19 protein-coding genes and 1 pseudogene are annotated in these 25,684 nt (G+C 42.1%); 11 read left to right on the forward strand and 9 right to left on the reverse strand.

The genetic code is table 11. From position 1 onward, the window contains the following. The first annotated feature begins 109 nt into the window (after positions 1 to 109). From dinB to infA, 7 genes are all read left to right on the forward strand, one after another. A complete protein-coding gene (gene dinB / locus B4K26_RS10580; protein ID WP_296245422.1) occupies positions 110 to 1,195 on the forward strand; it encodes a DNA polymerase IV in 1,086 nt (361 codons plus the stop codon). 162 nt (positions 1,196 to 1,357) lie between these two features. Further along, the gene (gene queA, locus B4K26_RS10585; RefSeq protein ID WP_296245423.1) at positions 1,358 to 2,647 is read left to right on the forward strand and encodes a tRNA preQ1(34) S-adenosylmethionine ribosyltransferase-isomerase QueA; all 1,290 of its coding nucleotides are present in this window, start codon (positions 1,358 to 1,360) and stop codon (positions 2,645 to 2,647) included. Between the two features lie 100 nt (positions 2,648 to 2,747). Next, positions 2,748 to 4,565, forward strand: coding sequence for a type IV pilus assembly protein FimV (locus tag B4K26_RS10590; protein ID WP_296245424.1), 1,818 nt, complete (start codon positions 2,748 to 2,750; stop codon positions 4,563 to 4,565). A 57-nt stretch (positions 4,566 to 4,622) separates the two neighbouring features. Then, positions 4,623 to 6,302, forward strand: a complete 1,680-nt coding sequence (locus B4K26_RS10595; RefSeq protein WP_296245427.1) for a FimV/HubP family polar landmark protein — start codon at positions 4,623 to 4,625, stop codon at positions 6,300 to 6,302. Between the two features lie 164 nt (positions 6,303 to 6,466). Beyond that, positions 6,467 to 7,552, forward strand: a complete 1,086-nt coding sequence (locus tag B4K26_RS10600; RefSeq protein ID WP_313631445.1) for an asparaginase — start codon at positions 6,467 to 6,469, stop codon at positions 7,550 to 7,552. A 50-nt stretch (positions 7,553 to 7,602) separates the two neighbouring features. Beyond that, positions 7,603 to 8,475 carry a tRNA pseudouridine(38-40) synthase TruA gene (gene truA, locus B4K26_RS10605; RefSeq protein WP_296245429.1) on the forward strand — a complete coding sequence of 291 codons (873 nt, stop codon included), beginning with the start codon at positions 7,603 to 7,605 and terminating at the stop codon, positions 8,473 to 8,475. A 144-nt stretch (positions 8,476 to 8,619) separates the two neighbouring features. Further along, positions 8,620 to 8,841, forward strand: a complete 222-nt coding sequence (gene infA, locus B4K26_RS10610) for a translation initiation factor IF-1 (RefSeq protein WP_021814850.1) — start codon at positions 8,620 to 8,622, stop codon at positions 8,839 to 8,841. 242 nt (positions 8,842 to 9,083) lie between these two features. On the opposite strand, the gene B4K26_RS10615 is transcribed toward infA, so the two are convergent. From B4K26_RS10615 to leuC, 5 genes are all read right to left on the reverse strand, one after another. After that, positions 9,084 to 10,277, reverse strand: a complete 1,194-nt coding sequence (locus B4K26_RS10615; RefSeq protein ID WP_296245430.1) for a L,D-transpeptidase family protein — start codon at positions 10,275 to 10,277, stop codon at positions 9,084 to 9,086. A 441-nt stretch (positions 10,278 to 10,718) separates the two neighbouring features. Then, positions 10,719 to 11,822: a 3-isopropylmalate dehydrogenase gene (leuB, locus tag B4K26_RS10620; protein ID WP_296245432.1), complete on the reverse strand. Its 1,104-nt coding sequence runs from the start codon at positions 11,820 to 11,822 to the stop codon at positions 10,719 to 10,721. A 171-nt stretch (positions 11,823 to 11,993) separates the two neighbouring features. Next, positions 11,994 to 12,758, reverse strand: a complete 765-nt coding sequence (locus tag B4K26_RS10625) for a hypothetical protein (RefSeq protein ID WP_296245433.1) — start codon at positions 12,756 to 12,758, stop codon at positions 11,994 to 11,996. 199 nt (positions 12,759 to 12,957) lie between these two features. Further along, positions 12,958 to 13,608 (reverse strand): 3-isopropylmalate dehydratase small subunit, encoded by a 651-nt coding sequence (gene leuD, locus B4K26_RS10630; protein WP_296245435.1) that lies wholly within the window; start codon positions 13,606 to 13,608, stop codon positions 12,958 to 12,960. A 54-nt stretch (positions 13,609 to 13,662) separates the two neighbouring features. Beyond that, positions 13,663 to 15,081, reverse strand: a complete 1,419-nt coding sequence (leuC, locus tag B4K26_RS10635) for a 3-isopropylmalate dehydratase large subunit (RefSeq protein WP_296245436.1) — start codon at positions 15,079 to 15,081, stop codon at positions 13,663 to 13,665. Between the two features lie 450 nt (positions 15,082 to 15,531). Here leuC and B4K26_RS10640 point away from each other — a divergent pair, with 450 nt between their 5' ends. After that, the gene (locus B4K26_RS10640) at positions 15,532 to 16,404 is read left to right on the forward strand and encodes a LysR family transcriptional regulator (protein WP_296245438.1); all 873 of its coding nucleotides are present in this window, start codon (positions 15,532 to 15,534) and stop codon (positions 16,402 to 16,404) included. Between the two features lie 519 nt (positions 16,405 to 16,923). Continuing rightward, positions 16,924 to 18,423, forward strand: coding sequence for a sodium/proline symporter PutP (putP, locus tag B4K26_RS10645; RefSeq protein ID WP_296245439.1), 1,500 nt, complete (start codon positions 16,924 to 16,926; stop codon positions 18,421 to 18,423). 82 nt (positions 18,424 to 18,505) lie between these two features. On the opposite strand, the pseudogene B4K26_RS10650 reads toward putP, so the two are convergent. The 4 genes and pseudogenes from B4K26_RS10650 to B4K26_RS10665 form a co-directional block, all read right to left on the reverse strand. Next, positions 18,506 to 18,673 (reverse strand): annotated as a pseudogene (locus B4K26_RS10650) (surface lipoprotein assembly modifier); the annotation flags it as partial. Between the two features lie 121 nt (positions 18,674 to 18,794). Further along, positions 18,795 to 20,198: an OmpP1/FadL family transporter gene (locus tag B4K26_RS10655; RefSeq protein WP_296245440.1), complete on the reverse strand. Its 1,404-nt coding sequence runs from the start codon at positions 20,196 to 20,198 to the stop codon at positions 18,795 to 18,797. Positions 20,199 to 20,607: 409 nt separating this feature from the next. Next, positions 20,608 to 22,008, reverse strand: coding sequence for an outer membrane protein transport protein (locus B4K26_RS10660; protein WP_296245441.1), 1,401 nt, complete (start codon positions 22,006 to 22,008; stop codon positions 20,608 to 20,610). Positions 22,009 to 22,241: 233 nt separating this feature from the next. Beyond that, the gene (locus tag B4K26_RS10665) at positions 22,242 to 22,523 is read right to left on the reverse strand and encodes a SlyX family protein (RefSeq protein WP_296245442.1); all 282 of its coding nucleotides are present in this window, start codon (positions 22,521 to 22,523) and stop codon (positions 22,242 to 22,244) included. Positions 22,524 to 22,725: 202 nt separating this feature from the next. Here B4K26_RS10665 and B4K26_RS10670 point away from each other — a divergent pair, with 202 nt between their 5' ends. Both B4K26_RS10670 and petA read left to right on the forward strand, forming a co-directional pair. Beyond that, the gene (locus tag B4K26_RS10670) at positions 22,726 to 24,669 is read left to right on the forward strand and encodes an ATP-binding cassette domain-containing protein (protein WP_296245443.1); all 1,944 of its coding nucleotides are present in this window, start codon (positions 22,726 to 22,728) and stop codon (positions 24,667 to 24,669) included. Positions 24,670 to 25,099: 430 nt separating this feature from the next. Further along, positions 25,100 to 25,684 carry a ubiquinol-cytochrome c reductase iron-sulfur subunit gene (petA, locus tag B4K26_RS10675; protein ID WP_296245444.1) on the forward strand — a complete coding sequence of 195 codons (585 nt, stop codon included), beginning with the start codon at positions 25,100 to 25,102 and terminating at the stop codon, positions 25,682 to 25,684.

Raw genomic sequence — 25,684 nt, forward strand, 5'->3', positions numbered from 1 at the left:
TTTTTAGGTGGGCTTGACTATAGTGAGCCTAAAATAAAGCTAAGTTTTTCATAATTTCTATTAGCAATAGATACTAAAACTCATAATAAAATCAGGTAAAATAGTGGTTATGATCGCTCCTATTCAAATTCCCCCTCGTAAGATTATTCACATCGACATGGACGCTTTTTATGCCAGTGTGGAACAGCGCGACTTCCCTGAGCTACGCGGTAAACCCTTAGTGGTGGGCGGAGATCCAAATGGTCGCGGAGTGGTTGCGGCGGCAAGTTATGAAGTGCGTAAATTTGGCGTGCGCTCTGCCATGTCTTGTTATGAAGCTCGCAAACGTTGTCCAGAAGTCATATTTGTACAGCCGCGCTTTGATGTCTACCGCGCTATCAGTAGTGATATTCGCCGCATTATGCACAATTTGACACCGCTCGTTGAACCATTATCGTTAGATGAAGCTTACCTTGATGTGACAGGATTGAAGGTGCATCAAGGCTCAGCCACGCTAATGGCGAATTGGTTACGAGCGCAAATTTTGACACAAACTGGACTGAATGCCTCGGCGGGCGTTTCCTTTAACAAAATGCTGGCTAAAATCGCTTCTGACATTAACAAACCTAACGGCACTGCTGTTATCACGCCAGCGGACGCCGACGCGTTTATTAGCACGCTGCCTATTGAGCGTTTTCATGGGATTGGTAAGGCGACCGCCAGGCGAATGCATGCAATGGGCATTAGTAACGGTGCTGACCTACGACGCATGCCCGCTGCCGTACTGATTAATGAGTTTGGCAAGCGCGGTCAGTTTTATCATGATATTGCTCATGGTCGAGACGAACGCCCTGTTAAGTCTCAGCGCATACATAAGTCTGTTGGCTCTGAGACCACTTTTAAAGACAATTTGAGTGATGATAGTGAGCTGCGAATTCAAATCTATGAGCAAAATAGCGATGCTTTTAATCAGTTACTTAAAAAACAGCTCATCGCCTATACCATTACCCTTAAAATCAAATACGCTGACTTTACCCAAGTCACACGCTCACACACCCTATCTACGGCGTTTGATAGCGCCGAATCTGCCCACTATTGGCTTAATAAGCTATTTTTAGATATCCCACGCTTACTTCCTATTCGTCTTGTGGGTGTGACTTTTTCTTCGTTGATGCCTGCTACTCAAGTACTGCCGCAGTTAGACTTGTTCGAATAGTGGAAGGGTTGAGAAAGGTGACTTTAAACTTTGGGAGTTTATAATTTATTGCTTAGGCTATTTTATAATTCTTATGAACGGTAACTGCTAAGGAAAGCGTTCTTTCATATTGGCATTTCTGCTACAATTACCTCAAAACTTCTATCCATTGAAAGATTGACTATGACTGACTCTCAACCTATAAACTTAAATACTACTCGCACTAATACGGCCGATAAGATCCTCGATAAAAATGGCATTAAAAACATTCATAAGACCACTAATAAAGACGACGGTTTAGAATATCTAAGTGTTGATGATTATGATTATGAGCTGCCAGACAGCTTGATTGCCCGTTACCCGCTGGCGCAGCGCTCGGCGTCTAGATTGCTATACTTAGCTACCAACCAGCATTTAGCCGCAAACCAGAAAAAAAGTGATGGCAGTCAAATTATAGACAAACAGTTTTCTGAATTGCCTGACCTGCTAAATACAGGCGATTTAATAGTCTTTAATGACACCAAAGTCATGAAAGCACGCTTGTTTGGGCAAAAAGACACAGGCGGTAAAATTGAAGTGCTTATTGAGCGTTTGGTTGATGTCTCAGATTTAGATGGCGCAACCTTACAGTTAGAGACGACAGACGGAGAAACCGTTAACCAAGAGCATATCGCCCTCTGTCATGTCAAAGCCAGTAAAGCGCCCAAACTTGGACAGCGGTTAGAGATTGCCGACGATCATATGCATGCTGTGATGATTGGTCGTCAGGACAATTTATTTATCTTAGCTTTTGAAGCGCCTATTTTGCCGGATTTAGAGCGTTATGGTGAGCTTCCTATTCCGCCCTACTTTGAGCGTCATGCTGATGCGACGGACAATTCCCGTTATCAGACGGTTTTTCACGACCCAGCCAAGCTTGCGAGCGTCGCAGCACCGACAGCCAGCTTACACTTTGATGAGCTCGTATTAGATAAGCTTGCCGCTAAAGGCATTAACACCGCTTTTGTGACGCTGCATGTAGGTGCAGGCACTTTCGCGCCCGTAAAAACAGACAATTTACTCAATCACACCATGCATAGCGAATATGCTCATCTGCCTCAAACTACTGCCGACCTCATTAACCAAACGCACGCCAATGGTAAGCAGGTAATTGCTATTGGGACAACAGTAACGCGAGTCCTTGAAACCGCTTATCAAAAAACAGCCGTTAATGGAAAAGCACTTTCTAGTTGGGCGGGAGATACGGATATTTTCATCTATCCAGGATTTACGTTTGGTGTGATAGATAAATTGCTCACTAACTTCCATTTACCAAAGTCGACTTTATTGATGTTAGTGTCGGCCTTTGCAGGGAACGCAGCCATTGAACAAGCGTATCAACACGCCATTGACACAAAGTATCGCTTTTTTAGCTATGGCGATGCAATGCTAATTGATAAAAAAAATAAACTTGTGAGCGTGAACATTAAGTAAACAATTAATATATTGTTTTTAACAGCCATGAAATAAACTGGTAAACTATAGACTATTTTGTTATAACAGCATAGATAACTTTTAATTTAAAGGGCTGCACATGTCTTGTCAATTATCCCATCGCTTGACGACGGTACATCGCTCAGTATCGAAGGCATTGCTTTATTCAGTAGGCTATGCAGCCCTTGTGTCTAACGCTCAAGCGGCTACTATTGGTAGGACAGTCATTACCTCGGCTCAGCACGAACCTCTAACCGCTAGCATTGTGGTTACTGATATCAAAACCGCTGATTTTTCGGCACGTTTGGCGGACTCTACTCTTTATCAGCAGATGGGTTTGACCCCGACTGACTCAATGACTGTGCGTTTTCAACCTACTTCAGCGACCAGTGGACAGGTCTTTATCACAACGACAAAACCTATCTCCCAGCCCTTTACAGATGTAGTTTTAGCCATTAGTGATGGGGCTCAGCGTAGCGTCATTCCTAAAACATTACTCATGCCTCTTGAAGACAGCTTGCCGATTAACACTCATAGGAATAATATTTCAGCAGCGAATAAACTCAATTTACCTACGGTTTCTACCACCAACGCGCAACCGTTAACATTAAGAAAAGGTGCGCCGCCGCCCTTATTATCGACACCTAAATCATCAGCTTCTAATTTAGTCGCTTCCAAACTCACCGCGACAAGGCTACCTGTTGCTGGTGTTCAAGCAACTAATGTTCAGACAGCTAATACTCAAACCATTAAGATACCATCAAGCTTATCAGCAGCAAACACAAAATTAGCGCCGAGCAATGCGACGGTCTATACTGCTTCTGATCATTTGAATGCTGCTAATTATTTAGATAATGGTCGTTCGAATACTGACGCTGATACGAATAAAAATGTTCCTATAGCGAGCGCAAACCATGCTATTGTGAGTCCAGTTATTGCTTTTGACAGTACTAAAGATGTTGCCCCAATTAATGATCCACAGTTTGACATTTTAAACATAAAAATCACTCGCCAGATACAGCTTAACAATAATAAAAATAATGCAATTCATAACAACGGCGGCATTATAGTAACGGCGCCTATCGCAGCACCGTCTTATGGGAATATCTCAACAGCTAACAGTAATTCTGATAATGTAACTATCCCTAGCGCTCCTTCGAGTGAAGCATCATCATCGTCTAGCGAAATTCCTTATAGCAACCCTGCATCTAATCAAATTGCCTCACAACCGATCGTATCACCAACTGTACCTTCTACACAAACAAACCCTTCAGACGTAGTAAATACAACAGCCAATAATATTAACAGTGCCAAGGTCAACTATACGGTACAACGCAACGATAACTTATGGCTCATTGCCCAGCAAATCGCAGAAAAAAATAATCTTGATGTTCAAACCGTCATGAGCGAGATTCAGGCACAAAACCCCAACGCTTTCATTAATAAAAATGCCGATCAACTAAAAGCCGATGCCTTATTAAGCCTTCCTAATTATGGTGTGATGCCAACGCAAAAAAAGTTGAAAGAAGCCATCAATGTGCAAAGGCAATATAATAATAAAGCAAATACAGCTATTACCAAAAAGCCTAACGCGCTACATCCTGATTCTAAAACCTCATCTGAGAAACCGGTGACTACGAAGACACAAATATTGCCAACCGCGCAGTTCTCTGTCCTCGCTCCTGGCCAAGATGGTAGCGTCAATGGTACTAAAACTAAAGCAGGTATAACCGCAGGCAATGGGCTTAGCCCCGATGTGTTAGACATTCTCAAGTCGTCAAGACAAAGTACAGCGGCCCAAGCTCAGCGTTTAACCAAGACAAATAGCACACTTGATAGCTATACTAAAAAACTGCAATTACAAAACCAAAAACTGGCGGAGCTACAAGCTCATCTCGAAAAACTACGCAATCAATAATTGCCTAACCGATCAATGCCGTATACTGCAACAGTGATCGTAGGCGTGGGAGTAACTATGGACTATATGCTATATATTATCGCTGGTTTGGTATTTATTATACTAATAGCGGTATTGGTCATGCGCAAAAATAAAGCGCAAAGACCATCAGATCAGCCACCTATAAAAGCAGACAGAACTGCGCCTTTATCGACACATAATGCAGTTAAAGAGCCAACTACTCAAGCCAGTGTCAATAATGACAAAAAGTTTGTTCTTACTGAGATAGCACAGCGTTTTATGGATCAACAGCGCTATGACAAAGCCATTGAAACACTCAATCGCGGTCTCGCTGAAAAGCCAAATGATAGCCAGTTAACTCTTAAGCTACTAGCGGTGTACGCCACGATAGATCAATATGATGACTTTAATAGAGTCTATGATTCTATTAAACTGTATGGTGATGCAAAAAGCATCGCTCAAGCCGATGATCTAAAGGCATTATTGACTGAAGAACAAAATCAAGCAGCCGCACGGGCGATGCCATCTGATAACGGTCAAGATGCTGGCTTTGAAAGTATTGATTTTGACTTACCTTCGAAAAAATTTGAAAATCAAAAATCAAGCTTTGATGCGAGTCTTAGTAAAGAAGTGATTAACCATGCTGAATATAGAAGTGATTTGCCTGATAGCTCAGACAGCGCCTTAGCAAATTCTAATAATTTCGATGATATCGAGCAAGACTTTGACCTTAGTCTAAATGACTTAGAAGAAGACATTGATGAGCCAGCGGCTACGAGTGTCAGCCCTGTTATCGAATTAGATAGCGCTGATGAAGAAAACTTATCCACTTCGGTTACTAATGATGCAAGTGACAATAACAGTGAAGGCGACCTCGCTTTTGACTTTGATTTAGATTTAGATTCTGACTTGCCTGAGCAAAATAATATTGCTACCGAGACCGCTATCACTACTCTATCTAACGACGGCCTAAGCGATGCCTCTAACGACACGGCGTTAGATGATGAAGAGTTCGTGTTAGATTTAGCAGATTTAGAGATTGATTCGGACGATGACAATCTTAGTGTTAATAATGCAGTTGCTATAGAAGCGAGTCAGATAGAGGAAGATGAGCTTGCTTTATCTCTCGACAGTATAGATAGCAGTCATACTACCGCCACATCGCCTAAAGTAGAACGGTCATCAGATGACACTGACGTCATTATGGAAGATAGCCTTGCCAACTTCGATGACTTTGATAACTTTACGCTTGAAGATGACGCCTTTGAAAAAAACAATACATTAGAAAATAATAGTGTTGAAGAGCTTGGTTTCGAAGATGCAAATATTGCTGATACTGAAACAGTAGCGTCTAGTACGGCGCCAACTACTAGTACGTTCGATGACAACACTTTAATTGATGATAATTTTGACTTTGAATCTTTGTCAGGTGCGCCAACCGCGACGACACCTGTTGAGGTTGAAGGCAGCTATAACGTCAGTAACATTGATGATCTCAATAGTGATACTACTGCTGAGAGTAAGGTTGAAACTATAGAGGACTTCTCAGCGCGCTTTGCTGCAGACTTTGATTTTGTAAAATCCTTAGATAACAATCAAGTCACTTTAGACTTAGCAAGCCAATACGTGCAGTTGGGTGAGTATGATAGTGCTAAGCGTTTACTTAGTGAAGTCATAAGCCAAGGCAATAGTGAACAACAGAGCCAAGCGCAGGCTCTACTAGATCGTACTGCCTAAAGAGTGGCATCTTTTCTTATCAGCGAGTATTCTATGATTATAAGAATGCTTGCTGATTTTTTTTTGCATTTAACTTTTATACTACTTAACATGGTAAATTATGCGTATCACCATGACTCTTTCTCATACTCCTTTATTGTGCCAATACTATGCCTTCTTCTGCTATGACAAAAACATTTTCGACACCCATTCAACTCATTTACGCGGGTGGCACCTTCGGCAGTTATGGACGTCCATTGGCGCCTTTATCAGCAGACGTTTTTTTGCCAACGTTGCAGCAATTACTGACTGAACAAAACTCTACTGCCAACCTAGCCCCAGTCTCTTGGCTGGAGAATAGTCTGATTAAAGACAGTAGCCAGCTTACCCCTAACGATTTTATTTATTTTTATCAGCTGTTATTATCTGCTTATGCGCAGGGCAATAAACGCTTTGTATTAATTACTGGTACAGATACCTTAAGTTATTTAGGCGCTTTTTTAGCTGAAGCTTTTGCCGCTAGTGATATTTGCGTTGTCGTTACAGGCAGTATGCGCCCTCTACTCGATAGTGAGGTGCTGCATTCCTACACTATCGACGCACAGAGCGACGCATGGGATAACCTCACCGATTCATTAAAACTGGCGGCAGCTGGTGAGTCAGGCGTGAAGATTAGTTTTGGCGGAGAATCATGGCCTGCACAAACGGTGCAAAAAATTCATAGCCATGATTTTATGGCTTTTACCGGTCATTCCCGAGCCGCATATCCGGCTAATAGTTATATCAAAAACTTATCAGATACGCGTCGCCAGCATTGGCTAGATGATCAGCAAGAATTGGTCAGCGCTATCAAATCTCGGGCGGAGCAAGCACGCGTTCACGCTTTATATTGTTTGCCAAATGATACGGACGTTTTAAACAATCAGCTTCGCGCCTTATTATCACAGCCGCCTTGTGGCATTATTTTATTAGGTTTTGGCGCCGGTAACGTGCCTTATTCGCCAGCTTTAGCAGAAACATTGCAACTGGCTTATGAAAAAGGTCACATGGTGATATGTGCCAGTCAATGTCCGTTTGGCGGTGTTAGTGATACCTATGCTGCTGGCAGTTGGCAATATGAACATCATGTGATTGCCGGCGGACGTTTAACGATTGCCGCGGTTTATGCGCGCTTGCTCTGGCTGTTAGTTCGTTATGATACGCCAGCAAGACGTCGCCAACGTTGGTTAAACACTATCAATCAGGCGAGTACAACCATCAGAAAACGCTAGCAAAAAACGTTAAATAATTATTCACCGTTTATTACTCTATAAGCTTTAACATGACAATATCCAAGACTAAAAACATCAAAAATGAGAACAGTAAAACCGAAATCACAACTGAAGATCTACCAACCTTTACGTTGGCCATTGCTATTGAGTTTTTAGGAACACATTACCACGGCTGGCAGCGGCAACGAGAAGTGTTGGGCGTCCAAGAAGCGTTAGAAACGGCCATCAGTAAAGTCGCCAATGAGCCCGTAGAAGTAGTGGCAGCAGGACGTACGGATTCGAGCGTCCATGCCAGTAATATGATTGCGCATTTTGTCACTCACGCTTATCGCCCTACTCATAATTGGCTTCGCGGTGTCAACAGTTTGCTTCCTGATGATATTGCCCTGCGCTGGATTCAACCGATGCCAGCTGACTTTCATGCGCGTTTCGGCGCTATTGCTCGGCGCTATCGCTACATCACACTCAATCAAGCGCAGCGTCCTGCTATTTTAAATCATCAGGTTACTCATATCTATGAGCCGCTTGATTTAGTAGCGATGCAATTGGCGGCAGCTGATATTGCAGGTACTCATGACTTTAGTAGCTACCGCGCCGCCGCCTGTCAGTCCAATCAACCTGTCCGTCATGTCAGTCACGCCAGACTATTTACGCATGGGCAGTTTATCGTTTTTGATATTCAGGCGGATGGATTTTTACACCACATGGTGCGTAATTTGATGGGCACTCTCTACGCTATTGGGAAACACGAGTTACAACCGTCTGATTTTTTGAATATTTTAGCTAAAAAAGATCGAACCATAGCACCGCCTACTGCTTCTGGCGATGGATTGTACTTTATTAATGCTTATTATCCTGAACGCTTTCAACAATTATTACCAAATGCGCCTTTAACACCGATTTGGCTTAACTTGCCCGAATAAATGAAGTTGAGCTGCATAGTTAATATAAGCCGACATACATATCACTTATAACCTGTCAAGTAATAATCAGGTTTTGTATTGCTTTAATCCCCTAACTTGCGTATAATATGGGCTTATTTTTAATTGATTGATAGATAAAAAATTATGGCAAAAGACGATATCATTGAATTCGAAGGCGAAGTCATTGACACCCTTCCAAATACGTTGTTCAAAGTTCGTTTAGAAAACGGACACGAAATCATTGCGCACATCTCAGGTAAGATGCGTAAGCATTACATTCGCATTTTAACGGGCGACAAAGTTAAGGTTGAAATGACACCTTATGACTTATCAAAAGGTCGCATTACTTACCGTGGTAAAAACTAAATTCTTATTCACTAAAATGGTTATAACAGCATCTTTATAAATGCTTGAGTGGTTTAACTGATAATAATAATGATACTGCTAACCTACTCATTATTGCCTATCGAATTTTAGTGTTCTAATATTAGTTTTTTGCTTTTATCATAAAAAATACCGCTATTTTCAGCGGTATTTTTTTGTCTACATTTTAGAGCATACTCATATTCAAATCACGATTTTTAAAAATGAATTGTAAATATGATAGCTTACTTAAACTCAACGGTTGCTCCATCTTGGATTACCCCTAACAGAGCCAATGCATCCCAATTGGTTAGACGAATGCAGCCTGCCGATGCTTGACGACTGATACGAGCAGGATCTGGCGAGCCGTGGATACCGTAAGAGGGCTTACTGAGTCCTATCCATACTAGCCCTACTGGATTATTAGGACCGGGCGGAATGATAGCTTTACTACCATCGTCAGCCGTGTAAGTATAATTAGGCTCATGCACTTTGACTTCTACTGTATGTGTCCCAGTTGGTGATGGCGTTGCGGTGCTACCCACAGTCGTTGGATAGCTGGCAATTAAGTTATCTTTATCATCATAAACGTATAACGTTTTGGTGGCTTTATCAGCGACGACACGGCTGACGGGCTTCGTATTTGGATTGCCTGGGTTATAAACGGTAATGGTTTCACCAGCGACAAATTTAGCATTGGGATTAAGCGTTTTAAGATATTTTTCACTCATATGAAATTTTTCTGCCAAACCCTCTGTTACGCTTTCATAATACATACCATCGAGCTTGGCTTTGGCTTCCGCACTGGCTGGAATATTTGTGGTTTTAATATTGACGTCATCTTCGCTAAGTTGATAACGAACCAATACTGGCTGCGTCATCAGCTTTTCGTTTTTGGTTAACGCCTGCCAAGTCTCATTATTTAAACTATCAGTTACCGTTAGACTATTGGCCTTTTGAAACGCTTGCATGGCTTTGAGAGTATTTGCACCCCAGTAACCATCTACAAGGCCTACTCCATGTTGACTCCAGTTTAATAACGCTTGTAATTTAGTGCCAAGGTTACGATCAATATTGTTACCTTCTTTCCAAGTCGCCGTATTTATCTTTTGCGCTACGGTTGGTAGATTGTCTGTCGTATATTTAATCGTCGGTAAAAACTTATTTAATGACGCGGCCGCTTTACTATTACCGGTAACTTTTTGACTGACGCCGTTGGTCACTGGACTTATATCTTTAGTATTGTCAGTGGTCGCTTTATTAATGTTATTGTTCTTATTGGTTGTGACATGGCTATTTGTGACATTATTATTTATGAAATTACTATTTGCGGTCTGGTCACTGCTGACATCTGTCGCAGCAAAGCTTGGACTCATCAATAAAATAGTTGATAAGCCAAGGGCGGCTAATGTGCTACTAAGTTTCGTTAGCTGATACATGTAAAGCTCCTAGAATTATTATTAATATTGCTTTTTATTAGAAATTTAATGAGAGAAATTTATTGTTAAGACCCTTTATTTTTAAAGGTTTTATTCACGGCTTAGCAGACTTTTAAGTTATTATATTTTTATAGAAAAAACAGTGCCTATAAGCAGACACTATTTTACTGTCCTAATAAGCTAGCTATGGTGACAGATTAACCTGTGAGCATATAACGGCTTTGTGTTAATTAAACCCTTCTCCTGCAGTTTCTATGTTAAAAAAAGGCTTTTTTTGCTATTAAATGAGTGCATGTGTTACGGTGTACTATTTTTTCAAATAGACATAAAAACAAACATAAAAAAACCCATAACTTGCTCAGCAAATTATGGGAATATCACTCTTATGATTTAGAACTAACTAGGATGTAGAAATATCAGCTTCTATTAAAGCTGTATTCATTAGGCCAATTTTGCCAGAACCGCTTGCCCCATCTCTTTACAGCCTACTTGTTTAAGGCCTGTCTCGCTGCGATCGAGGATATCAATAGTACGTAAGCCATCGTCAAGCACTTCACTGACCGCTTGCTCTATCGCTTGCGCCGCTGCCTCTTGTTTAAAGGTATAACGCAGCATCATCGCCACAGATAAAATAGTCGCCAATGGATTGGCTTTATCTTGACCGGCGATATCAGGCGCTGAACCATGGCAAGGCTCATACATACCTTTTCCTGCCTCATCAAGGCTCGCTGATGGTAGCATGCCGATAGAGCCGGTCAGCATCGCTGCTTCATCAGATAAGATATCACCAAACATGTTGCCAGTGACCATGACATCAAACTGCTTAGGGTCTTTAATCAGCTGCATACAAGCATTGTCAGCATACATGTGCGATAACACCACATCGCTATAATCCGCTTGCTGCATCTCAATCATGGTTTGTTTCCAAAGTTCAGTGACTTCTAAAACGTTGGCTTTATCGATTGAGCAGACTTTTGCTGGCGTCCCGGCGGCTTGGGCGCGCGTTTTTGCCAAATCAAAAGCAACTTTACCGATGCGCTGAATCTCACTGGTGCTATAGACCATAGTGTTATAGCCTTGCTGCTCACCATTTTCTAGGATACGAATACCGCGCGGCTCACCAAAATAAATACCGCCGGTCAGCTCGCGAACGATGAGTAAGTCCAACCCTGAGATAATTTCAGATTTAATGCTTGAGGCATTCGCAAGCTGCGGATAAAGCTTTGCCACCCGCAAATTGGCAAATAACCCAAGCTCACTACGAATTTTAAGTAAACCACGCTCAGGACGTTTGCTACGCTCAATCCCATCCCACTTTGGACCACCAACAGCACCTAATAACACCGCATCTGCTGCGCGTGCACGTTGCAGCGTTTCTTCTGGCAGCGGTTCGCCCGTTGCATCAACGGCCACACCGCCGATTAATCCAGATTCAAGCGTTAATCCCAAATCAAACTTATTATTAACGGCGTCAAGCACATCAATGGCTTGAGTCATGATTTCAGGGCCGATACCGTCGCCTGCTAATGTTAAAATCGTTGCCATACTAATCCTTGTGGGTAAATAGGTAAGTAAGTTATCGTTTAGGGTATTGCTAGTTATAGTATTGCTAGCAGGCTTATACAGCCTGTTAAAAAACGACTTCTTGGGCAAGGAGCTGCACAAGAAGTCGTGGTCTATAGTCGATAGTTAATAACGCTTTCTATTCAATTTTATCTATCCAGCTTTGGTTTTTACTTTATTTTTCGCTGGTGATGGCGTTTGAGCAGGTGCAGCCTTAACAACACGAGTTTCTACAAACTCTCCTTGATGCTCAGTTCCCATCTGTTTGCAAAAACGGCGCTGAACGCTATTACCTTGATAAAGATCAACACATAAAGGCTCTGGTGAAGCCGTTTCTAACAAACTGCCTGAGCTTATGTTCGACTTTTTTTGGTAAGCACGCAGCTGATACGTACCTTCTTCCATAAAATCGTGAATCATAGCAAAACGTTCAACGTAGCCCAAGTTGTTTTCTGGATAAAAATTCACTTGTACTTCGCGCTTGGCAGGCTTTACCCGCGCATAATAATTGGTGAGCCCCGGCATACCAGACACTGACAAGGGAACAATTTTTATCGCGTTTTTATGAGCAAGTGGGGTCATATCCATAGCCATTGGCGCAGATATATGCTTATTACCAGTGCGGCTTTTGTCGCTTGCTTTAACGTCTTGCATCTCGACCAGCATGGCAGGATTGATAGGTTTATGAGTATCACTGCCTATAATGCGCGTTTTATCAATGCGAGCAATTTCACAATGATAAGTCCCTACGCAGGCAATATTTACCTCGCCAGCAATAGGATTGATCTTACCCGCCCATGCTTTGGCGTTCTCTGCCGAGTCTATTTGATGATACCCCGTCAATACCTGACAGCCAGATAATAATAAGCTTGCGGCAATAGCCGTGCTTGTCCATACAGCAAAACGTGTTTTATTCATAATGGCGTCTACTATTTATAAGGAGGAAAATACAATAATATAGAAAATAGATTACCATTCATTTTAGCCACTTAATGGCTATAACTCAACGCTGTATTAGCGCTGAGCACTTTTTTATGCCGATTAAATTTTTATATCAACAGCTTTTTGTTAAACCTCTTATTAACAGCCTGATGCTTAAAAGCTTTATTCACCAAAGCTATGCTCTGACATCATTGAATATCCAAGGCGTTTTTTGCATCATTTTATGCTCATATTCTTTAATGGCATCGCTTTGCTGCAAAGTGAGCCCAATATCATCAAGGCCATTTAATAAGCAGTGCTTACGAAACTCATCGATCTCAAAAGCATACTCTTCACCTGACGGCGTAATGACCACTTGACGCTCGAGGTCGGCGGTCAACTCATAGCCTTCATTAGCGAAGGTGGCCTTCATTAAGGTATCAACAATTTCCTCGTCCAATACAATAGGCAGCATGCCGTTTTTAAAGCAGTTATTATAAAAAATATCTGCAAAACTTGGGGCGATTACCGTTCGAAAGCCGTATTCAGACAACGCCCAAGGTGCATGCTCACGACTAGAGCCACAGCCAAAGTTGCGACGCGCCAGCAAGATAGTCGCACCTTGATAACGTGGCTGATTCAAAATAAAATCAGGGTTGATAGGACGATTGCTGTTGTTTTGGCCCGGATAACCTTCATCAAGATAGCGCCAATCATCAAATAAATTGACACCAAAGCCAGTACGTTTAATGGATTTCAAAAACTGCTTGGCAATAATTTGATCGGTATCGACGTTTGCGCGATCAAGCGGGCAAACGATACCCGTTTCAGTGTTATAAGCTTGCATAAGGTTTCCTATCAAATATGTTTACCATTGAAGAATAAAGCATATGGTCAAAAATTAAAACGTGCGAACATCCACAAAACGACCGGCCAACGCTGCTGCGGCTGCCATCGCTGGACTAACCAAATGCGTGCGACCGCCGTTACCTTGACGACCCTCAAAGTTACGGTTGGACGTAGAAGCACAGTGCTCTTGTGGTTCAAGCTTATCAGCATTCATCGCAAGACACATCGAGCAACCCGGTTCTCGCCACTCAAAACCCGCCTCCGTAAACAAAGTATCTAAGCCTTCTGCTTCTGCCTGCAATTTTACTTGACCAGAACCAGCGACAACGATGGCTTCTTTAATATTGTTAGCAACTTTCCTGCCTTTAATCACCGCTGCGGCGTCACGTAAATCTTCGATACGCGAATTGGTGCACGAACCAATAAAAATACGATCAAGCTGGATATCGGTAATTTTTTGCCCAGCTTCTAAACCCATATATGTATAAGCGCGTAACCAACCTTCTTCTTGCGCTTCATCAGCAGCTTGGTCAGGCGTTGGCACCGACTGAGTAATATCCACGACCATCTCAGGCGACGTGCCCCAAGAAACTTGCGGCGCAATCTCGCTACCATCAATCTCAATCACACTATCAAATACTGCGTCATCATCTGAATATAGGGTGCGCCAATAAGCCTCTGCTTGCTCCCACTGCTCCTCGGTTGGCGCATAAGGACGACCTTTGACATACTCAATCGTCGTATCATCGACCGCTACCATGCCAACACGCGCGCCCGCTTCAATCGCCATGTTACAGACGGTCATACGACCTTCCATGCTCATGTCTTCAAATACTTGTCCTGCAAACTCAATCGCATGCCCTGTGCCGCCAGCAGTGCCAATTTTAGCAATAATAGCAAGTACCACATCTTTTGGCGTCACGCCAGCGCCGAGCTTGCCGGTGACACGGATTTGCATATTTTTTGACTTCTTTTGAATCAAACACTGCGTTGCCAAGACATGCTCAACTTCTGAAGTACCGATACCGTGTGCCAAGCAGCCAAGTGCGCCATGAGTGGCGGTATGCGAATCGCCACAAACAACGGTCATGCCAGGTAAGACCAAACCTTGCTCAGGGCCGACCACATGCAAAATACCTTGACGCGCATCATTAATGGTAAATTCAGCGATATCGAATTTGCTACAATTTTCATCTAACGTCAGTACTTGTAAGCGCGATACTTTATCTTTAATACCAGTCACGCCCTCTGAGCGCTCTTTAGTAACCGTTGGTACGTTATGGTCGGGGCTTGCAATATTAGCTGATAGACGCCACGGCGCTCGATTGGAAAGCTCCAAGCCTTCAAACGCCTGCGGGCTTGTCACTTCGTGTAGCAGATGGCGGTCGATATAAATCAGGCTCGAACCGTCATCACGCTTGGTGACTTCGTGAGCATTCCAAAGTTTGTCGTATAACGTTTGACCGGCCATATTGCTATCCTTTTATATAATTATGACTGAATGGCTTGTTACTTTACTGATGAGTGTAGGACTCAATCTACTTGCGTATTTGCGTATTTGCGTATTTACGTATTTACGTATTTACGTATTTACGTATTTACGTATTTACGTATTTACGTATTTTAAGTTAATACCTGAATTTCATATTTAGTTGAATAAAAACTTTATAAGAACACATATTTTATAATGGCGACTATTTATGACCTTAACGCCTTAGCAAAATAGGCCATATACCGCCAAATAGCGACGTTAACAGAATAAATATGTCACAATACGTCTTGATGTCTTGTGATTATAGCAGGCTAATTCTATAATAATAATTGATGATTTTTACATAGTCACAAACTTTTATTTCTAATTCATTATGATTAGGTTAGCCAACTTTTATTTATAGCTTCCTACAGAGCTAAGGACATCGGTGTGAATACCACAAACTTGACGACTTTTGTCACTGTTATGCAAACAGGCAGCATTTCAGGAGCAGCAGAAAAGCTGTTTATTACTCAGCCTGCAGTCAGTAAACGCATTAAAAACTTAGAAGATGAATTCAACATCACTTTATTTGATACGGTCGGTCGCGGCATTGTACCGACACAAGCGGCCAGTGAGATGTTGCCTCATGCCAAACGCTGGCTTGAGGATTATGAAAATTTCAAAATTAATTTGCAACATTCGCAGCATATTGTATCTGGAAAGCTCGTTATCGGTACCAGCCATCATATCGGCCTCCATCACCTAGCGCCAGTATTGAAGCATTTTATCCAAGCCTATCCTGCCGTACAACTCGAAGTGCATTTTGTTGATTCAGAAACGGCTCATAAAGCGGTGCTTGATGGCGATTTATCACTGGCATTTTTGACGCTGCCGCCTGTCTATGATAAGCGCTTAACCTATCACACCTTATGGTCAGATCCGCTTTATTTTATGACCGGCACTTTATCGCCTTTAGCGACAAAATCTAATGTGACACTAGAACAGTTAGCACGCTATCCTGCTATTTTACCGTCTGCTAACACCTTTACCAGTCAGATTACCTTAGCAGAATTTGCCAAACATAATTTAAAACCTTACGCCACCATGAGCACCAATCCACTTGAATCTATTCGGATGTTGGTTTCTGTTGGACTTGGCTGGTCGGTACTGCCGCAAACCATGATCAGTCAAGATTTAGAACGTATCGATATGGCCGATAATATTGAATTACAGCGCTACTTGGGTGTGGTTATCAATCCAAAACTCACGCAATCAAGTAGCGTAACGGCACTATTAGACTTACTTGCTCCTATTGAGTAAAGAGGAACGAGGTCTCTAAAACTATTCGCCAAGAGCGCTTGCTGATTGAGACAAGAGCACTTTTTTATTAAAAAAAGTAGCGGTTCGCATTTGTGATGCTCATACGTTATAATACGTCTGACGTTGTTTAGATAACATAATTTTACCTTAACCTTACTGATAGTCATATATTGAACACTTGTAGTAATATATGATAGTAAGCAGTAGGTTTGATGGTTTTAAATGATTGGTTATATAAGCGTCTGATCCTTAACGTGTGATAAGCAAATGAAAATATAAAATTGACATATAAATTTGCCGTTTACGTTTGTTCACAGCTTTGTCGGTATCAGCCCTAGAACATCAATCATATAAAACTAATAGAAGATTTTGAATAAAAGCCATTATGTCCTACTTAATGGCTTTTTTCGTCTTTAGTTTTTTTAATCTTAAATATTGTTTTCGGGCAGCGTCTTATAAGACTAAATTTTTCTCGCTAAAAATAATGACAGCCAACAATGTTGGTTAAGGACAGTTTATATGAACGGAGTTTCTAGTGGCGTGCTGATATCACTCGGCGCCTATTTCTTGGTGATGATTGGGATTGGGATTTATGCTTATTTTAAGCAAGCCAATGATACTGAAGGTTATATGCTGGGTGGTCGTAGTCTAGGTCCCGCAGTCACTGCCTTATCGGCAGGTGCATCCGACATGTCAGGTTGGTTGCTCCTTGGATTACCAGGAGCGATGTATGCTGACGGTATCGTCAGCGCTTGGATTGCAATTGGGTTGACCTTAGGTGCCTTTTTAAACTATATCATCGTGGCACCGCGCCTTCGTGTTTATACCGAAGTTGCTGATAACGCCATTACATTACCCGATTATTTCGCCAACCGCTTTGAAGATAAATCGCATATGCTGCGGGTTATCTCTGCCTTGGTTATCATTTTATTCTTTACCGTCTATACCGCTGCAAGTTTAGTTGGCGGCGGTAAGCTTTTTGAAAGCTCACTCAACCTTCCTTATAGCACAGGACTGTGGGTTACTGCTGGCGTCGTTGTTGCTTACACGCTATTCGGTGGTTTCTTAGCGGTATCGATGACCGACTTTGTTCAAGGTATCATCATGCTATTTGCTATGGTGATTGTTCCTATCGTCGCTTTGACTGACCTTGGTGGCGTTTCAGCCACGACCAATGCTATTAGAGCCATTGACCCTAGTATGCTCGATATCACGAGTGGCATGACATCTTTAGGTATTATATCCTTGCTCGCTTGGGGGCTTGGCTATTTTGGTCAGCCACATATTATCGTGCGTTTTATGGCAATTCGCTCAGTAAAAGATATTCCCACTGCGCGTAATATCGGTATGAGCTGGATGATTATCAGCCTTATCGGCGCCTGTGTAACAGGTATTGCTGGTCGCGCTTATGTACAAAAAACGGCGATGACGTTAGATGATCCTGAAACTATTTTTTTGGTATTTACGCAGTTTTTATTTCATCCACTCGTATCAGGCTTCTTATTAGCGGCCATTTTAGCCGCGATTATGAGTACCATTTCTTCGCAGCTACTAGTTGTATCAAGCTCACTGACGAAAGACGTTTACAAGCTTTTCTTTGATAGAGATGCACCAGAAGCACGCCAAGTATTGGTCGGTCGTATCTCGGTCATAGTAGTCGCTGTAGTTGCCATTTTATTGGCTTCCAATCCAGAAAGCTCTGTATTGAACTTAGTTTCTAACGCTTGGGCAGGATTTGGCGCAGCATTTGGACCTTTGGTTATTTTCAGTCTGACATGGCGCGGTATGAACCGCAATGGCGCTGTCGCTGGTATGGTCGTTGGGGCGTTGACCGTTATTTTGTGGGTCTACGGTCCATTCGAGATGAATGGCGTGGCATTAAACAGCTGGTTATACGCTATCGTGCCAGGCTTTATCCTAAGTACTATCGCTATCTTTGCCGTGAGCACCATGACTGGTGGTCCAAGACCTTCCGTATCTGCTAAGTACAAAGAGATGGAAATGAACTTAGATAAATAAGCACTTTTTATCCATTATTGTATTACCAAAAAAACCTCGCTAAGTAAACTCAGCGAGGTTTTTATTTTGCTAAAAATAGCGTTTAAAAGGTTTTCGTTAATAATACCGTCGCTGACTTTTCATCGCGGTCGTCATAATAGGCAAAGTTACTAGAAGTGGTATCGTAATCAGATACCAATCTTGGTGTTAATCCAAGCACAGTAAAATCGCGCTTCCATACTTGCAGACCTAGAGAAGTTGCTTTGTCTCTTCTTCTATTATTCTATTCATAGTCTTTATAGTTATTACAATCCCCTATTTATTAATAAACATAAAAAAGCGACCCTTAAAGATCGCTCTTTTTATATGACAACTACACTTATAGCAATAACTTATTTACCTTGATAAGACAGTTTCACACCGAGGATATAACCATCATTGTCTTGGAAATCACCAACCAATTTTTGAGTTGGCAACTGACCCTTAGCATCACCGAACCATAGATATTTACCACCTGCTGATACCGCCCACTCAGGAGTCACGTTGTATTTAGCACCAAGACCTACACTGTAGTAGCCATCGATAGGGCCTAAAGAAGTAGTTGGATCGCCAGCGCCGCTATCCCAACCAACGGTACCACTTACGGCTAAAGCTGGAGCTAAACGTTTAGCAAGACCGAGCTCTACTTGCCACTGGTCATCTTCATACTCAACCAAGTTTAAACCGTCAGGACCGTAGCTTTCTTTACTGACTTCATTATATAAAGGCGGCGTAATTTTAAAATCACCCCACGGTACCCAACGTACTTTTGCAGTGGCTAACATCGTTGGGTTAATACCGGTTTGGAAATCAAGGTTTACTGATTTAGGAGTAGTCAGTTCCATTGTATTAGTTTGGACTGGATTAATACCTAATGCTCCAGCTACTGGATAAGTTTCGTTAATATCCATTTTATGATCAATTTCAGATCGGTATGTCAAAGCAGCCTTCAAAGCAATTTCTGGCTTACTATAAGAAACACCTGCTAACCAACCATAATCTTGATCTGGGCTAATGTGTGAGGTATAACCTGTGGCTGGACCATAGGCAAGACCACGCAGCTTAACATCTGCTTGCACACGCTGGGCTACTGGTCCTCCATAGATCTGGAATTCTTTATTAGTACCAAATTTGGCACCTAAAATCGCGGTAATACTTTCGCTACGTACTTCAACATTGGTACCTTCGCCTGCGTTTCCTGCTTCGGCTCGTGCTATGCCTACTGCAGTTGAAAGTTTCTTTGCACCTTCAGCTGCTGCTTCTCTTACTTCTTGTGGTAATGCTGTGTTAGCGGCTGCTTGGCTTAATCTAGTAATTTCATCGCCAATAGTCGCGCCAGTAAATGCTCCACCAGTTAACTGAGTAATAGATGCATTAACGTCTCCTTTTGATACAAAGTTATTGTCACCACTATAATTTGCGGCCGCACCAAATGGCTCATCATATAGAATACCCACACTAAATGTATCATTGATATCCGTTTTTACGCCATAGCGAAAGAAATCATAAGACTCAGCGATATCCCCTGTTGCATTACCGCGCTGATAATCATTAATATTTGGGTTGTTATTAGCGCTATCATAGCCACTGACATCAGCGTCGATATAGGTATATACGGCTTCAGCATAGGTACCATCTTGTAAAAAGGCCGTGATATCTTGACCAGAACGGTCTAGTCCAGCTGCTTGACTCAAGCTGGCTATAGAAAGAGTAGCTACTGCTACGGAAAGGGCTTTTAAGTGAAAAGTAGCGCGCATTGTGTATCTCCAAACATCCTCGTTGTTTAATCGTTGCAATAAGTTATATTCGACTTTGTTACGCGAAATATAAGCTTATGTAAACGATGTCCTAAAATGAATAGTAATGACTTTTTAGCACTAAAACAACAGCTAAAATACTTTATTTCACAAATATGACTGAACAGTACATTAATTAATGGGGAATTATGAGTAATAATGTTTTATTTTGAATAACTTCATTAGGTGTCTATCTTGTAATCATCAATAGTATGTCACCAATAACCTTCTACTCCTATAAGGAACCCTATCTCGAATATTATTTATATTTAAGATAAAGAAGAACGGCAAAACATAAAAAAACGACCCATTTGAGGTCGTTTTTTTATCTATAAAATATAACTTATATCAATATTAGTAGTTTGTAGTTTTACTTAGCTTGATAAGATAGTTTCACACCAAGAGCAAAACCATCATTGTCTTCAAAATTACTAACGACAGCTTTAGTTGGAATTTGACCTTTAGCATCACCGAACCATAAGTATTTACCGCCGGCAGAAATTGCCCAGTTTTCAGTCAAGTTATACTTTGCACCTAGGCCAGCACTGTAATAACCGTCAATAGGACCTAGAGAAGTGACTGGATTGCCAGCGCCACTGTCCCAACCAATATTACCAGTTACTGCTAATGCTGGGGTTAAGCGTTTAGCCAAGCCTAGTTCTACTAACCACTGGTCTTTATCGTAGCTCACTAAAGACAAACCTTCAGGATACTGAGCTTTACTCACTTCTGTATAAACAGGAGGTACGATTGCAAAATCACTCCATGGTACCCAGCGCACTTTTGCTGTCGCTAAAGTTGTTGGATTAATACCTGTTTGAAAATCAAAGTTTACAGATTTTGGCGTAGTAATATCTATTTCACCAGCTTTTTCAGTACTAGCGGCAGGATAGCTTTCAAATATAGGAAGAGTATGATCAATTTCTGAGCGATACGTTAAGGCAGCCTGCAGTGCGATTTCAGGCTTACTATAAGATATCCCTGCTAGCCAGCCGTAATCCTGATCGGAGCTAATATGAGCGGTATAACCAGTCGCAGCGCTGTATGCCAGTCCACGCAGTTTTACGTCTGCTTGTACTTGTTGAGCAACTGGACCGCCATAAACTTGGAAATTTTTATTTTCGCCAAACTTCATACCAAGAATTGCAGTGATATTTTCAGTACGTACTTCAACGTTGGTTCCTTCACCTTTAGTAAACTCTTCTGCATCAGCGGCTTTTTTCGCAGTAAGAACGCCTACATAATTTGCTTGGGCTTCCTTAAGCTCTGCAGCTGTCAAGTTCTGAGGGTTGCCTGGCGCAAGTTGCGCTTTTAGCGTAGGTATTACAACACTATCAACTACTGCTTCGCTATATGCTGGGTTTCCAGTTACGTTTTTGATAACGGCATCACGATCACCTTGAGCTACAAAATTATTGTCGCCACTATAATCAGCAGCAGCACCAAAAGGCTCATCGTACAAAACACCAACGCTAAATGTGTCATTGATATCAGCTTTTACGCCATAGCGGAAAAAGTCATAAGACTCTGCAATATCACCAATTTTATTACCTTGCTGATAAGCGTTTTTATCTTTACCAACATAAGCATTATCATAGCCACTAACGTCAGCATCTAGATAAGTATAAACTGCTTCAGCGTACACACCATCTTGTAAAAAAGCAGTTATATCTTGACCTGAACGATCAAGACCCGCCGCACTTGCCAGGCTCGCTGTAGAAAGAGCAGCTAAAGCTACCGTAAGAGTCTTTAGAGTGAAATTTGCGCCCATTGTGTATCTCCAAACATCCCCATTGTTTCACCGCTACACCGAACTTTGTTAGGTAGACAGTATCTAAGGTGAAGAATACTAATGTGTTTTTTACATGAAAACAACCAAAAAACACATTATTTCTCTAATATGACTCAATAGTCAGCGAACCGTATATTTATGCAAAAATGCGCATATAAATTTATAAAAAATATTACCTCCGGTATTCTAAGACTTAGTGATTGGTTGCCTAATTAATAATGTGGTGGTCTATCCGCCATAACATCAAACGGCGCTATACCGCCTTCTCCATATTGGCTTTGCACTTGTTTGTAGATAAACTGCAACTGGCGCTGTAAGGTTTGAATGTCTTTGTCTTGCCGCGTAATGACCTCATCAAGCCGCTCCACGGTAACTTCAAGGTGAGAGAGGTTCGTTTGCAACTCAATGACCTGTGCTTGTAAATCTGTTTGGCTGTCTGACAGCTGAGCTTGTTGATTAGAAGCGTCTTTTTCTATCGAATTTGGTTGGTTCATGTTTTTCTCAATAGTAGTTCTCAATAATAGATAGTATGGTTATTTTCTTTGTTAAATCTCGGACCTAACCATTTAAAATAGACTTGATAAAATAGTATTTATAAAGGCATTTACGCATACTACAGTTAGGTGGCAGCATGTTATACTGCTAGGAATTTTGCAACAACCCCTACCTCACTATTATATAAGCTTAAGATATTCTATGGCATTGATACATTTAAAAGATATTCACTTAGCCTTTGGCGTGGCTCCTATTCTCGATGGTATTGATTTTTCAATCAATGCAGGCGAGCGCGTTTGTTTAATCGGCCGCAATGGCGAAGGCAAATCTACCTTATTTAAACTGATAAATGGCTCATTGCAGCCTGACAGCGGCGAGATTATCAAAAATAGCAGCATGCGTGTCGCTATGCTAGAGCAAGACGTTCCTGAAACCAGCGGACGTATTTTGGACATCGTGATGGGCGGTAGCCGACGTACCGCTGACTTGCTGATCAATTACAATAAACAAGTCGATATGTGTGCCAATGGCGATATGGATGCTTGCGAGCATATGGCAACGCTACAGCATGATATTGATGCAGTACATGGCTGGGATTTAGAACGTGATGCCACGCGCCTGATTACAACGATGGGACTCGATCCTGAAGATGATTTGTCCTCTCTCTCAGGAGGTCGTAAGCGCCGTGTGCTACTTGCTCGTTCGCTAGTCACCAAGCCTGATGTGCTATTACTCGACGAGCCAACCAACCATTTAGACGTTGAAAGCATTGAGTGGCTAGAGCGTTTCTTATTAGATTGGCAAGGCTTAACCTTGCTGTTCGTGACTCACGATAGAGCATTTGTTAATAAACTTGCAACTCGTATCGTTGAGCTGGATCGCGGTCAGTTAACCAGCTATGACGTGACCCAAGGCGCAAAAGGCTACGCGCGTTATCAAGAATTAAAAGAACAACAGCTACTCGCTGAAGAAAAGAACAATGCCAACTTTGATAAGAAACTGGCGCAAGAAGAAGTTTGGATTCGCCAAGGTATCAAAGCGCGCCGTACCCGTAACGAAGGTCGTGTCCGTGAACTAAAAGCCCTGCGTGAAGAACGCAAAGGCCGCCGTGAGCAAGTCGGTAACGTCAATATAACCATGGGCGAAGGCGAAAAAAGCGGCAAATTGGTTTGTAAAGTCAAAAACCTCCATCTTGAATATGATGGCAATGTCTTGGTCGATAACTTTAGCACCATGATTATGCGCGGTGATAAAATCGGTATCGTCGGACCTAATGGCGCGGGTAAAACCACGCTGATTAAAGCTCTGCTTGATATGTCTGATAATGATGTGACCAAAACAGGAACGGTTGAACTGGGCACCAATTTACAAATCGCCTTCTTCGATCAGCTGCGTGACCAGTTAGATCTAGAAGCCAGTGTGGCGCAAAACGTCTCTGAAGGTTCAGACTTCGTTGAAGTTGGTGGTCGTAAGACGCATATCATGAGTTACTTACAAGACTTCTTGTTTGCGCCAGAGCGTGCACGAACACCTGTTAAAGCCTTATCAGGGGGTGAGCGTAACCGCGTTCTACTTGCCAAGCAATTATTAAAGCCTGCCAATATTCTAGTACTTGATGAGCCAACCAACGACTTGGATATGGCAACCCTTGAGCTTTTAGAAGAATCAGTTGCTAGCTTTAACGGTACGATATTACTGATCAGTCATGACCGCTCATTTATGGATAATGTCGTCACTTCGACTTGGGTATTTGACCAAGACGAAAACGGAAATGGCATCGTTAAAGAATACGTCGGTGGTTATCAGGAATATCTGGTGCAAAAAAATCGTGAAGAAGCAGTCAAAGTGGCCAAGTCAACTAATGCTAGCGCTACAACTAGTAAAGCTGCTACTAAAGCCGCGACAGTAGCAAAATCTAGTCATACTGCCAAAAAGCTCAACTATAATGAACAGCGCGAACTCGATAATCTACCAAAAGAGATTGCTGTACTAGAAGCTGAGCAAACGCAGCTGGAAGAAAAGTTGGCGGATGGTTCATGGTTTACCAAGGATATGGAAGCTGCTACTGCTGCCAGTGAGCGTTTATTGATTATCGAAGATGAGATGATGAATAAGCTTGAGCGTTGGAATAGCCTCGAAAGCTAACATTACCCATAGCCGTTGTCGTTGATATAGAGAAGAGTTATAAATAGCTTACGACTACTTACAAGGGCGTGATGGGCGGAAAGTTAGTGAACATTGTCTTGATTTCAAGTATCATTCCCTATTGCTGAATACCCTTATTAATTATAAGGTCATTATTCATAACAGTCTTGTTAGTATAAAGGCGCACTTTAGAGCAGGTTAAACATTGATAATTAAGCAGTTTTAGACTAATTATCTTGTTTAATGCTTTAGCGCGTCCTATCAAGACTACTTTATTTTTAACACAATAATTTATTTTATGACCGAAATAGCTTAGAATAGCAACAATTAGCAAAATTAGGCACAGCCAACGTGGCTTGATAATTGTCATTTTCTAAGCCACAAACCCAGTGTGGGATAATCCCATTTCATTCACCTGGAGGAAGTATTAATGAGCCATGCCGAAGGCGTTAACGTACAACGTCGTAGAGTTCTTATTGCCTCGACTGCCGTCATTGGTGCAGCTGGGGTAGCTGCTGTGGCGACACCCTTTGTCCGTTCTTGGACCCCAAGCGCTAAAGCTGAGGCTGCAGGCGCGGCAGTAAACCAAGATATTGGTTCTATCGAAGCAGGACAAATGATTGTCGTCAAATATCGTGGCAAACCTATCTATGTAGTAAAGCGCACTGAAGATATGCTAGCAGGATTAGACGACGTCAAGCCACTACTGTCTGATCCTGATTCAGAAGAATCACTACAACCAGAATATTGTAAAAATCCTGAGCGCTCTTTGTCACCAGAGGTACTGGTGGTAGAAGGCGTCTGTACACATTTAGGCTGTGCACCGAACTACCGTCCTGATGTTGGTGCAGCTGATTTAGGCGGTAATGACTGGTACGGTGGATTTTTCTGCCCCTGTCATGGTTCTAAATATGATTTAGCAGGTCGCGTTTTTAATGGTGTTCCTGCGCCGCTTAACTTACCTATCCCAGAGTACAGCATGGATGGTACCATCTTGACGATTGGGGAGGCTTAA

Origin of the sequence: Psychrobacter sp. UBA6766 (genome assembly GCF_002453355.1) — a bacterium.
Lineage (GTDB): Bacteria > Pseudomonadota > Gammaproteobacteria > Pseudomonadales > Moraxellaceae > Psychrobacter.